The sequence below is a fragment of the Emticicia fontis genome (assembly GCF_054779675.1).
This window is the reverse complement of the sequence record NZ_BAAGXU010000037.1, coordinates 668,121-680,591: the sequence shown is the minus strand read 5'-3', so window position 1 is coordinate 680,591 and position 12,471 is coordinate 668,121. Positions and strand designations below refer to the sequence as shown.

The window sequence follows — 12,471 nt, the reverse complement described above, 5'->3', positions numbered from 1 at the left end:
TATGTCTAATGGCAATAGTATTATTTAGAATATTTTGTTGGTCTACTGCCGAAACTGTTAAGTCTTTCATTTATGTAAGAATTCTTGTTTAGCATAGCCATCTATGTATATGTTTGCGACATCGATGTCGCAAACATTATTTAATTATCTGATTATAAGATATTTAAATTTCTGAAAAAGTTAACGCCACTGCCAACTTTAGTTTTTACTAAATAAAGCAACAACTGAGCAGAGAAAAGAATTCTTCCTCCATTATATCCTCTATTTGTAAGCGTAAATATTTTTGTTTATGCTAGCGACATTATTAGGATTCTAGAAATAAGCGTTTTGGCTAAAGCCAAAATGGATTTTAGCAATTCAGTAATCTCCAGCTAAAGCTGGAGGCAATTGAATCAATAGCCCCCATTTTTAAATGGGGTAACAAGAAAAAATTATCCATATTGGCTTTAGCCAAATCTGGCTTAATAATGTCGCTAGCATCCACATTGCAAGCAACTGCAATTTTAATTAAATAATTCTAGAGTCCGATAATATCCTAAGTAAACTTTGAAATTGAAATAGCTTTACCCAAACCCATTTCCACACCAACCAACACAAAAAAACCAGTGAAGCCATCTTCACTGGTTTTTATCTTCAAAATCAAGCTAACAATTCAATCAATCACCAATCGAAAAGAAATAAGCTACTTTAAAACCTATGGCAAAATGGCGTGAAAAATAATCCGGCTCATCTTTAGTAATAGTTGTATATTTAGTGAGCGAAGGAGAAACCATTAACGAAACCTCTAAAGGTCGGTCTTTCACTTCTATTTCTTTGGCTAATCCTAAGTTAAAACTCAAGTCAATAGGTTTAATATCATGTTTATCAGGATCACTACCAATTTTATAATTTTCAGTTTCTGAACCTTTGTCAACATCTCCATCATATTCATATCTATACGATGATGTGCCTTTTGCAGAAATCGCGAAGTTGATAGACGGCCCTGCTAATAATTTGAACCCGTTATCACCTATTTTATAAGTTACCATCAGCGGAAGTTCAAGATAGGTATATTTCATTCTGAGTTTTGCTTTTATCGACTCATCGTCTTCCTTATACTTTATTTTCATTACTTCTCCTTTAAAATCAAGAAGTAACCCTGTTCTGAAGCCTAGCTTCTCATTAGCTTCATAATCAACCCAGGCGCCAAAAGTACCTTTCAAGGCAGGTCTGTGTTTCCATTTAATATCATAATCTTCCAGCTCATCATAGATATCTTTGATGTCATCCGAATTCATAACCGAGGTTGCATTTACCCCAACAACAGGCGCAATTTTAAGTGTTTGTCCAAACGATACAACAGACAGTGATAAGGCGAGTACAACTAAAAGTGATTTCATGATTAAAAATTTTAGTAACAACTATATTTAGATTTTAAAAAAAGTTCGATTCAGTATGAAAGTCTGATGCTTTGCTTGTGATTGATTCCTTGAAACCCGGAAATTTACATTACTGGAAGAAAATTATTTTTCATTGATTGTAGTTGATATTTTTAGTCTTTAGCAAATCAATAACTCGTCCCAAAACGAGCTTTTAAAGCTGTTTTAGGATTAAACAAATAACGAATAATACAATTTCCCTAAAGAGCAGTATTGTTGTGTCAATACTAGGAAAGTCATTCATCAAATCCAAAAAAAATTATTTTACGGTACCTCATCAGAAATTTCTCAGTTATACAAATAAGCTTATTAAACCTGTTTTATGGCCACAAATACCATATTTCATTCCCTCTAAATCACTAAAATTCACTAATTTTACCCCACTAAATATTTAGCAAGCCGATACCCGTCGGCCAGCACACTCTACTACAAAACACTCATGAGAAAAATCCTCTTTTTATGCTTGCTTGCGGGCATGACAATGGCTCAGACACCGAAGCCTTATGGTGCTACTCCTTCTGCCGACCAACTCAAATGGCACAAGATGGAATACTATGCTTTTGTGCATTTCGGGCCGAATTCCTTTACAGATAAAGAATGGGGCGATGGCACAGAAAAAGAAGAAGTTTTCAACCCTACACAACTGGACTGCCGCCAATGGGCACGCATCGCCAAAGCCGCAGGCATGAAAGGCATCATCATCACAGCCAAACACCACGATGGTTTTGCGCTATATCCAAGTAAATACTCAACCCACACGGTAAGAGAATCAAAATGGAAAGGTGGCAAGGGCGATGTATTGAAAGAACTCTCAGCTGCCTGTAAAGAATATGGCCTGAAAATGGGCATCTATATCTCTCCGTGGGACAGAAACCACCCTACCTATGGCACACCCGAATACAATCAGGTATATGTAAATATGCTGAAAGAAATCACTACTCAATACGGCGATTTGTTTGAAGTATGGTTTGATGGCGCCAATGGCGAAGGCCCGAATGGCAAAAAACAGGTTTATGATTTTCCGTTATTTAATAAAACCGTAAAAACTTACCAGCCACACGCCTTGATTTTCAGCGATGCCGGCCCGGATATCCGTTGGGTAGGCAATGAAAACGGCTTTGCCGGAGAAACCTGCTGGAGCACCATCAATGGCGCGCAACTATTCCCCGCTTACGACAAACCAAAACACCTGAATGTAGGCGATGCAAACGGCACGCATTGGATTCCGGCAGAATGTGATGTATCCATCCGTCCGGGTTGGTTTTATCACAAAAACGAAGATGATAAAGTAAAATCAGCCGATAAGCTTATGGACATCTGGAATAAATCAGTTGGCAGAGGCGCTAATTTATTATTGAATATTCCGGTTGATGGCCGTGGTATTGTGAATGAAAACGACGAAAAATCGTTGATTGAATTCAAGAAAATGCGTGATGCATATTTCAAGAAGAATCTATTAGCGAAAGGCACGTTTACCAAAACCGTAGGAGAAAACAGTGTTGATTTAAAAATGAACAAGGCCCAAAACTTCAACTGTCTGGTAGTACAGGAAGACATCCGCTACGGACAACGGGTGAGCGAGTTTGCGGTACAGGTAAAAGAAAACAACGAATGGAAAACCGTAGCAACTGCCACAACCATCGGCAATAAACGTATCGTGTATTTCCCGAGAGTCAACAGCAAAGACGTTCGCGTGGCTATCCAGGGTACATTGGCTAAGCCATTGATTGCGAATGTGGAATTGTATGATACGCCTGCGAATTGAGATTGCATCTCTTTTTATTGAAAAAAAGACGCCTTATGAATTCGGATTCATAAGGCGTCTTTCACTAACCGGAACTTTAATTTGCCCATTTGTTTTGAGTATCTTATTCCTGCGCTGCTTTTACATTAATTTTTGATTCGGCGATGGCTGTTAATTTCTTATCAGTTGCACCTTCTTCATCCAGAATGCTTTGTAATACATCAGCCGCCTCATTATACCCCAATAAACGAGCGATAGTTCTCAGTGTTCCGTAAGAACCTATTTCATAATGTTCTACTTTTTGTGCCGCCATAATCAGACCACAATCACGCACAAATGTACCTTCTTTGGTAGAATCTATGATTTCTTCGCCTTCGTCAACCAGTCCTTCCATCGCATGACAATGTTTAGCTTCTGCTTCTTCACCAATGAGTGAAAACACTTGCTCAACTTTTGTTACGTGGCCCTCTGTTTCGGTCAAGTGCTTTTTAAATGCGGTTTTCAATTCTGACGAAGTAGCGGCTTCTGCCATTTTAGGCAATGCTTCTGTCAGATGTTGTTCGGCCCAGTAAATGTCTTTCAGCCCATCAACAAATAATTCTTTTAAACTATCATTTTCTTCGTTAGAGAATATACTCCAAATGCCATTTTCTGAATTCTTCATGGTTCTGCTTTTTGTTTTCTTATTTTTTAGTTATCCGAATAGGATAAAAAAATATGCCACTCATCGCTGGTCCTTAATCACCATAACGACATAGAGAAAAATACACAAACTGCTCTTCCATGGAGCTTTAAAGCAGCAGAAGAGAAAGAATTTCCTCATGTGCTGATGGTCTGATGTTTTTGCAGAACTCTTACACAAGATTTTCTCAATAGCTAAGTAGCAAATCCATTAAAAAATTTGCTGTACTTACTTAAACAACAATAATCATGAGCAAATATGCATTTTTTCTCGCTGGCATTTGTGCCATTGCTTTAATCTCCTGTAATTCTACACGCCTCGCCAGTAGCTGGAGAGAACCGGATAGAAGCGTTACTATGAATCAATTAAATAAAATATTGATAGTAGCCATGGTCAGGAATGAAACAAGCCGCCGGAAGGCCGAAGATGAGATGAAAAAGTTTCTTCAGGATAGAGGAGTTGTATCTTATAATTATCTCGACCAATATACCACCAGTATCACCGAACAGGATGAACGGGAAATAATCAATAAAATCAGAAGAGATAATTTTGATGGTGCTATTACGATGCGACTGGTAGATGTAGATAAGGACATTGACTATGTGCCCGGCACTATTTCATCCTATCCTATTTATTATCGCTCCTTTGGTGGGTTTTACCGCAGAAGCTGGATTTATTCTTCTACGCCTGACAGATACTATTCAAGCAAGACCTATCGGGTTGAGATAAATATTTATTCAATAAAAGAAGACAAGATTATCTGGACGGGCCTCACAGAAACCACTAACCCAAGCGGTGTTGATAAAATGGCTATGGAAGTAGCCAAAGTTATCTACGATAAAATGGTTGAGGAAGGATTTATCAGTAAGTAAATTAATAGGATATACTAAGAAACTGTTTGAGTTCATCTTGTTTCGTTTAAAATAAGCGTAGCGGCGCACCGCTCATTTTCATTCGAAAAATTTAACTCAAACAGTTTCTAAAATACCTTTGATATTTTTTCTTTGATAGAGGTGTCATACATTGCAAAGCAAACGAGGCCTTTCTATCAGAAACAGATACATTATTTCTTGCGCCCTCTGCGCCTTTCGCCTTGTTTTTCCAGCCCCTTTCGTCTCAGCGAAGCAATATAAATGGTTCCGAATACCATTACCGGAAGTTTCACATAAAGCAATATAAAAGCCACCATCGGCGCAAAGAAAGAAACAATCAGGGCAATCAATCCATTCAGCATATCCAGGTTAAACATAATCCTGAATCTTCGTTTATTCTCTTCATTAATCGTTCCGTCATCTACAAAATTATTTTTATCCCACGAGGCATAATCCCACAAAAAATTCTGAAACATAGAGATAAGAAAAATATTGAGCGCATAAAAGAATACAGCCGCAGGATCATTCAGATGGTCGCTCAGCACACTGGTAGAAAAAGGAAGCGTAACAATAAAAAACAACCAGAGCGTATTAAACCATTTCAGGCGCTCATCCATCCGTTTTATATGCGTAAACAAGCGATGATGAGTACTCCAGAATCCTGAAATGCTGATAAATGACAAGATAAAGCCCAGATACTTATGCCAGGGTTTCAACAAATCGGCAAACTGCAATTTTTCTCCTTCCGGCACCTCAATCTTCAGTTCCAGCGCGAGCAAAGTAATAGCAATAGCCACAATGGCATCGCTAAAAAACAAGACCCTTTCATAGGGCAGCTCATGCTTTTCTGTTTCATACTTTTCAAAGTCTCTTTTTTCATTTTCTTTCATAGGCCAGAAGTTTTAATTGTTTGCTTAAGTAGTACAAATAAATAAAGAATCTTAGACAAAACTTTACCATATTTACAAATATTAAGGTATCTCAAAGAGACCTCTAAACTATGAATCAACAACTCGAAAGGATAAAAGAAAAGCTTGAACAACTCAAAAGGCTGGACAAACGCTTCATTGTATTTGGTTCTCAAAAACATAGATATAAACTCAATCAGGTTATTTCATCAGATAAAATTCAACAATTTGAAAATACTTACAAGATAACTTTACCAGCTGAGTATGTTGCGTTTATGACAACCATTGGCAACGGTGGTGCCGGACCTTGTTATGGACTTGAACCATTTGAAAACTGTTTGTTTGACGACCTGGACTATAAAAGTCCGGACTCTTTACTCAACCCAAGTAAGCCTTTTTTACATACCCAACCCTGGAATATGGAATTTATAGCCACGGTTGATGAGAAAGCTAATGAAGCTGAATACTGGAAAGAACGTACTGCATTTGAAGAACAGTATTTTGCCAAAGAGCAAATGAATGGAACAATTGCCATTTGCAATTGCGGCTGTGCACTTAATCTGAATTTAGTAATAAATGGAGAAGAGTTTGGTAATATCTGGATAGACGATAGAGGCAGTGATAATGGGATTTTCCCATCAAGTGAGTTGGAAAATAAAGACAGAACTACATTTCTTGATTGGTATGAATTATGGCTCGATAACTCCTTGAATGAAATGAAGGAAAAACAACTGTTAAACAAAAAGCCCTGGTGGAAAATTTGGTGAAGCAAAGTAAAAGGCCAGTATAAGCTTACTTTTAAAAACTTGTTTTGCTGTGAAACACATATTGGACAATTAGCGAAAGAAATATACGCAGCGTTGACTAATTAAGCTGTCTTCATAAACACCCTAATATTTTTTCAGCTAGTTTATGGATTTTGATAACTTGAAGCATCTTGTTATAAAAAGACATGATAAAGCAATACACCCTTTTTCTTTTCACTATTTTTCTGACACTTTCTTCGTTACGTTTGTCGGCCAGCCCCCAGAGACCAGATTATATTATTTATAAGGGAGATACCATTGTTACCTATAACTTAATTCTTGAAATGTATTTTCAAAAACAAGAAAAACCAGATCAGGGCAAATTGTTTGGCTTAAGTTTTCGTGACGGTTCATCGTCTAGCTGCTGGCGAGGGTATCAGGCCATTTATCAGATTGATCATGATAGTCTTTTTCTGGTTGATATAATCAACTGTGGCGAAGGGAAAAATGGAAAAATTAACAAAGCCGCTTCTATTGGGCGAATAAAAGAAATATTCAACGACAGAATGCTCAACAACAGGGTTTATATTAACTGGTTTTCGGGAGATATAAGCTTCCCATTAAGCAATAAAGTGCTGAGATGGGATGGCGTTTTTCATACAATCTACGAAAAAGAAAAAGTTTTTAGTATCTCTGCAGGCAAAGTGCAGACAATCCAAGATGTTGAGAATTATGTTGATGACCCTAAAAGAATTGACCGTAAATACAGAAGCAAAATTTCGGACACCCTATTTTATGCACTAAAAAAAGCGAAGTGGAGAAATGGTAAAGATTTTGATTGTTCAGACCGATATGTAGTAACAATCAATGAAAATGGAAGAATTTCAAAAGTAAAAATGCTTTACGAAGATAATGAAATTGATGAATACTATGAAAGAGACCAATATAATTTTTGTATCCGAAAAATATATCGGGCACTTAAATCATTGAAGTTTGACATCATTAAAGACAAAGGCAAACCAATAGTCGAGAATATATATATTGAAATCTGGATAGAGGATGATGGTAAAATTGAAAACTGGACGCGTTAGTGACTTGAGAGGGAAAAATATACAGCTTTAAGAATCCGAATTTTCTAACCGATACATATTACTCCATGTATTTGTCTAGTCATTAAATAGTTTGAGTAAACCTATTTTAGGACTAGACAGACCTGCGCACGGCAGAGTCCCCTGCCTGGCTCTTTCCAGTCGCGCACGGGAGACTCTGCCGGGACAGTAAATTTGGTGAGTTACCGCAAAAGGCCAGTATAAGCTTACTTTTAAAAATTCATTTTTATGTCTAGTCCTGAAACAGATTCAAACAAACCCATTTCAGGACTATTAATCACTTAATTCCACCTACTTCCACTCACAATCCTCATCCAGCCACTCATAACCCGGCTCGATAGGTGCGCCATCAGGAGCAGCTAAGCTATTGGTTGGAATCGTAATATCCGGATTATCTTCAAATTGTTTGATTTTCAACAAGGCCAGGCGAGCAAAACCTGCACCATCAACCGTATTGCTTTTCAACCAGTCCTGAATATCATCAATGGCGCCATAAGCATTGGCACGTACTTCCATTGCCGCATCTTTATTATTGGCAAGCACCATCAACTGGTCAAGAAACTGCATGGCTACCAGACGGTCTATCTGGGCATAATAGCTGTTATTCTTAAACATTTCAGGCTTTTTCCACAGTTTTTGCACCATAATGCTTGATACTTCGGCCAATGTCGGTAAATCTGCTTTCATCACTTTCTGGCTCACCAGTCTGGATGCACGCTCAGGATTCAGCATTAATCTTAAAGTCATGCCTGCCGAGGCTTCTGCCGGAGCCAGTGGATCGAAGGCCAGACCTGTATGACGTTTAAACACCTCTCTCGGATTTGCCTGATAACGGAACGGTCTTGGCGGAATCATTTTCAGGATATGGTCAGGCACGGCCAGAAACTCAGGCGTAAGTGTCTGCATCAGGGCATTGAAGGCTTCACGTTGTTTTGCGGCAGGCACGGCATCATAAACCACCTGTCCATCGCCACGAAGCGCAAAGTTATAATCTGCCCCGCCCAATACTTTAGCAGTTGCCTCAGTCTGGTAGCGGTGGAACATATACATCGGCACCAATACTTCTTCTATACTTGCCATTGGCGCATCTACCCTGATTTTCTTTTCCGTAAAATCTTTCAGGGCTATTCTGCGCAGCTCCATTACACGTTTCAATTCCGTTGTGGCATCTCCGCCGTTATCCCACAAGTGAGTCAGCGGACTTACCGAGCCCTCCGGACGAGCGTCCTGATCGGTCAGGAATCTGAGTCCTTTTCTTAGGGCATTCTGCACAATTTTATCCAGTTCAGCCTTTTCATTCACATTATCAGGAAAATCCTGATAACCCCAGATGATTGAGGCTTTATCATATTCACCGATACCCATTGAATACGCGCGCGAAAGGTCAAATTTACCATTGGCATAGCTGACAAGCGGGTGCGGATAATCCATCACCGAAGCACGGCCATTGATGCTCGAAATATAGTTATGCGGCAAGCCCAGTGTATGCCCCACTTCATGCGCCGCTAACTGCTTCAATCTATCGGTCGACATACGAAGGATAGTAGCTACGTTGGTAGTATCAGTTTCATAATTACCCAGGAATCCCTGCGCAATCAGAAAATCCTGACGGACACGCAAGGAGCCCAAGCTTACTTTTCCTTTCAGAATCTCTCCTGTGCGAGGATCAATTACACTGGCACCATACGACCAGCCACGTGTACTGCGGTGCACCCATTGAATAAGGTTATAGCGCACGTCCATCGGGTCAGCATCAGCAGGTAAGAGTTTTACCTGAAAAGCATCTTTGTATCCGGCCGCTTCATACGCCTGATTCCACCACGCTGCCCCTTCCATCAAAGCCGAACGGATAGGTTCCGGTGCACCCGGATCCATGTAATAGATAATCGGTTTTACAGGCTCACTCAGAATCGAAGTCGGGTCTTTCTTTTGTAGACGATGGCGCGAAATATATCTTTTCATGATGGGCTCGCTGATAGGCGTAGCATAATCGAAATACTCGATACCCCCATAGCCGATGCGCGGGTCAAATTCTCTCGGCGTAAATGCCTTGTTCTTTTTATCAGCCTCAATATCAGGCAGTTCTACGAATGAATGGTGTTGATTCATGGTAATAATGCCCGGCGTAGGCGCCACCTCACGCAGGTATCCTCCCGGATTATCGCCTGTTAAGGTGATAATGGTTTCAAACTCGGTGTTTTTAGGAAAATTGCGGGTATACGGTAAATACATCGCACTGCGCGAAACATCCAGACGGAAAGTTCCCTGACGGGTGCGGGCAATATCCTGAATGGCACCAACGGCATCCTGTAATAGAAACGGTGTCAGGTCTACCAATACTTTACCATTGCTTTCGGCTTTAATATCAAAGCCAAAATGTACAGACTTCGCAAATGATTGTTCCACTGCGCTTTTTTCTAAAGGGTCGTTTGAAATGGCTCTGTACGAATAATTAGGCTCAACCATCAGCACCTTATTGCCACTTCTCTGGAATTTCACCACGTGTTCTTGTCCTAATCGGCCACGGTCAAGGCCAATGTCGTTTGAACCTACTCCTTGCGCCAATGACGGATAGTACAATAATTCGGTGTCAAACTTGGAAATTTCGAGGTAAACTTTGCCATCTTTGGCATTCCAGTAGAAATTCAGAAAGCCTTCTTTTTTATCCATACCTGTAGTAAAGGCATCAATCGATTTGGGGTCTTGTGCCACGGCATAAACGCTGATAATCAGCAAGGCCAGTGTTTGCATGAAGTGTTTTCTCATAGAGGATATTGTTTGTTTTTCGTTTGGTTAATTATTGTGGGGTTGGTTATTATTACTTATACTTCGAACCGACTTCAAGTCGGTTCTATATGAAAACATTCCTTTGTTATCTTAGCCAACGACCGCGACGGCGGACCGTTTCCATTCGGTGAACACAGGTCGTTGCGAATGGGTTTTTACCTTAAATATGAGTAATGCAAAGACCCTTGTTCAGCGACTAAAGTCGCCGTCTAAGATAACAAAGGTCTATTTTATTAGTTATGCCGACTAAAGTCGGCATCATGTTATTACTAATTCCCTCACTTATAAACCTTCTCCCCCACCTTAATCTCGGCCTTGATAAAATTCTCTTTCGGTGGTACAGGGCATATATAGTTTTCGTTGTAGGCACAAGGGAAATTATGCGCATTGTTGAAATCAATCTCTATTTTATCGCCTACCAGTTTATTCTTTGGAATATTAATATACCTGCCTCCTCCGTAAGTTTCTTTTCCACTTGTCAAGTCACGAAAAGGTAAAAAATAAGTACTCTCTTCATCGAAGATACTGACTGTATAGTTTTCTCCATTTAGCAAAAAAGTAGCCTCTCCGGCTTTTTTGATTTCACTTTGAGTACTATCATTCATTAACATCATGCTTTGTCCGCTATCTGAAGTACCTTTGAATTCTGCTTCTATTCGATAATCAACATTAGGCTCAAAATATTTAAAGCCTGAGAAGTTAGTTAGGTTAGCAATTGGAGAATTTTGTTGATTTGTTAAATCTTCTTGATATTTATTCCTTTGTTCGCTGATAGCCCCAATATAATCTTCCGAGCCTTGAAGCGAATAAAACAAAATGCCAATAATGGCAATAACCAGAACAAGAAGAACAATTTTGTTTTTAAACATAGTGTTATATGATTACTGAATAAATCTTTTTTATTTCAATCCCCATTATAGTTTAATTTTTCTTTACTCCCCTTTAGGGGCTGGGGGCTTTCTGCGCTAATATAGCTAATAAGAACTTTTCTTCGTTAATCTGAGTTGAAATATCGTAATTCGCAATCGAAAATCTTAAACGCAATATATGTTTACCGGAATTGTAGAGTCAATGGGGCACCTCATTGATATTCAGCCAGATGGCACAAATTTAACCTTTACTTTTGAATCTGATATTGCTCACGAGCTAAAAATAGACCAGAGTTTATCACACAACGGCGTATGCCTCACAGTTGTAGAATTGCTGAATGTAGCATATGAAACCGTGAAAGGAACAAATGGTGACGCAGCCGTAAGATATAAAGTAACAGCTATCGACGAAACCCTGAAAAAAACCAATCTGGGAAAACTAACGATTGGCGACAAAGTAAATCTGGAACGCTGTATGCCTGCCAACGGACGTTTCGACGGCCATATTGTGCAAGGCCATGTAGACCAGACAGGTATCTGCACCGCTCTTGAAGACCAGAACGGCAGCTGGCTGATTTCGTTTGAATACGATGCCGCAACCAATAATATTACGGTTGAAAAAGGCTCTGTCTGCGTAAATGGGGTGAGCCTGACGGTTGTCAACTCAAAAGACAATGGCTTTAGTGTTGCGATTATTCCGTATACCTGGGAACACACCAATTTCCATCAACTGGCCGTAGGTAGCACTGTCAATCTCGAATTTGATATTCTGGGCAAATATATGCAGCGCATCATGCAAAGAAGCCAATAGCCATGATACAAATAAATACAATTAAAGATTTTTATGGCGATACATTTATAAAAAAAGTAAATGGCTTTGAGTTTGAGGATATGTTATCGGCTGAAACTATCAGCTTTCTGGAAAATATTGGGTTGCCAAAAGAAGCTAAACCAATAATAGAGTGCAGGTTCGATGATATATTATATCAAACAAGCGAGAGATTTATACGAATAGGTAAAACTCTAGGAGGTGATGATATTTTAATTGATATACTTGACAATGAAAGTATAGGGTTTGAGAATTCTCCTACCAAACTTACGTATATCAGTAAAAATATACAAGTAATGCTTGAATGCTTTTATGAATATGAGTTTTTTTTTAAAGAGGTATTGGAAAAAGAAACTTTAGGGCATTATGGTAGAAATAAGCAAAAATATGCCGACTATTTTGCTGAAAAACTATTAAATCTGGATGAAGACACTTTAGATTACTCAAATATTTCAAAAAGTTATTTTTGGGGAAGTTTTATGGAGAGTATTGAATCAGGTATTTAGT

Annotated in this window: 11 protein-coding genes; 6 read left to right on the top strand and 5 right to left on the bottom strand. The window is 39.1% G+C overall.

Annotated elements, in window-relative coordinates:
• Positions 1 to 656: 656 nt before the first annotated feature.
• Complete coding sequence (locus tag ACYVFA_RS18795; protein ID WP_460473391.1) at positions 657 to 1,379, bottom strand: porin family protein; 723 nt, start codon at positions 1,377 to 1,379, stop codon at positions 657 to 659.
• Positions 1,380 to 1,857: 478 nt separating this feature from the next.
• On the opposite strand from ACYVFA_RS18795, the gene ACYVFA_RS18790 reads away from it, so the two are divergent.
• Positions 1,858 to 3,183 carry an alpha-L-fucosidase gene (locus tag ACYVFA_RS18790; protein WP_460473390.1) on the top strand — a complete coding sequence of 442 codons (1,326 nt, stop codon included), beginning with the start codon at positions 1,858 to 1,860 and terminating at the stop codon, positions 3,181 to 3,183.
• A 103-nt stretch (positions 3,184 to 3,286) separates the two neighbouring features.
• Here the strand turns inward: ACYVFA_RS18790 and ACYVFA_RS18785 are convergent, their stop codons facing one another.
• Complete coding sequence (locus ACYVFA_RS18785; protein WP_460473389.1) at positions 3,287 to 3,826, bottom strand: YciE/YciF ferroxidase family protein; 540 nt, start codon at positions 3,824 to 3,826, stop codon at positions 3,287 to 3,289.
• 266 nt (positions 3,827 to 4,092) lie between these two features.
• On the opposite strand from ACYVFA_RS18785, the gene ACYVFA_RS18780 reads away from it, so the two are divergent.
• Positions 4,093 to 4,716 (top strand): hypothetical protein, encoded by a 624-nt coding sequence (locus ACYVFA_RS18780; RefSeq protein ID WP_460473388.1) that lies wholly within the window; start codon positions 4,093 to 4,095, stop codon positions 4,714 to 4,716.
• A gap of 191 nt (positions 4,717 to 4,907) precedes the next feature.
• On the opposite strand, the gene ACYVFA_RS18775 is transcribed toward ACYVFA_RS18780, so the two are convergent.
• The gene (locus tag ACYVFA_RS18775; protein WP_460473387.1) at positions 4,908 to 5,606 is read right to left on the bottom strand and encodes a TMEM175 family protein; all 699 of its coding nucleotides are present in this window, start codon (positions 5,604 to 5,606) and stop codon (positions 4,908 to 4,910) included.
• Between the two features lie 110 nt (positions 5,607 to 5,716).
• Here ACYVFA_RS18775 and ACYVFA_RS18770 point away from each other — a divergent pair, with 110 nt between their 5' ends.
• Both ACYVFA_RS18770 and ACYVFA_RS18765 read left to right on the top strand, forming a co-directional pair.
• The gene (locus ACYVFA_RS18770; protein WP_460473386.1) at positions 5,717 to 6,391 is read left to right on the top strand and encodes an SMI1/KNR4 family protein; all 675 of its coding nucleotides are present in this window, start codon (positions 5,717 to 5,719) and stop codon (positions 6,389 to 6,391) included.
• A 185-nt stretch (positions 6,392 to 6,576) separates the two neighbouring features.
• A complete protein-coding gene (locus ACYVFA_RS18765) occupies positions 6,577 to 7,461 on the top strand; it encodes a hypothetical protein (RefSeq protein ID WP_460473385.1) in 885 nt (294 codons plus the stop codon).
• A 309-nt stretch (positions 7,462 to 7,770) separates the two neighbouring features.
• Here the strand turns inward: ACYVFA_RS18765 and ACYVFA_RS18760 are convergent, their stop codons facing one another.
• Together ACYVFA_RS18760 and ACYVFA_RS18755 are read right to left on the bottom strand one after the other, a co-directional pair.
• Complete coding sequence (locus tag ACYVFA_RS18760; protein WP_460473384.1) at positions 7,771 to 10,245, bottom strand: zinc-dependent metalloprotease; 2,475 nt, start codon at positions 10,243 to 10,245, stop codon at positions 7,771 to 7,773.
• A 299-nt stretch (positions 10,246 to 10,544) separates the two neighbouring features.
• Positions 10,545 to 11,135, bottom strand: a complete 591-nt coding sequence (locus ACYVFA_RS18755; protein ID WP_460473383.1) for a DUF1684 domain-containing protein — start codon at positions 11,133 to 11,135, stop codon at positions 10,545 to 10,547.
• 178 nt (positions 11,136 to 11,313) lie between these two features.
• On the opposite strand from ACYVFA_RS18755, the gene ACYVFA_RS18750 reads away from it, so the two are divergent.
• Both ACYVFA_RS18750 and ACYVFA_RS18745 read left to right on the top strand, forming a co-directional pair.
• A complete protein-coding gene (locus ACYVFA_RS18750) occupies positions 11,314 to 11,946 on the top strand; it encodes a riboflavin synthase (protein WP_460473382.1) in 633 nt (210 codons plus the stop codon).
• 2 nt (positions 11,947 to 11,948) lie between these two features.
• Complete coding sequence (locus ACYVFA_RS18745) at positions 11,949 to 12,470, top strand: hypothetical protein (protein ID WP_460473381.1); 522 nt, start codon at positions 11,949 to 11,951, stop codon at positions 12,468 to 12,470.
• The last annotated feature ends 1 nt before the right edge of the window (position 12,471 follow it).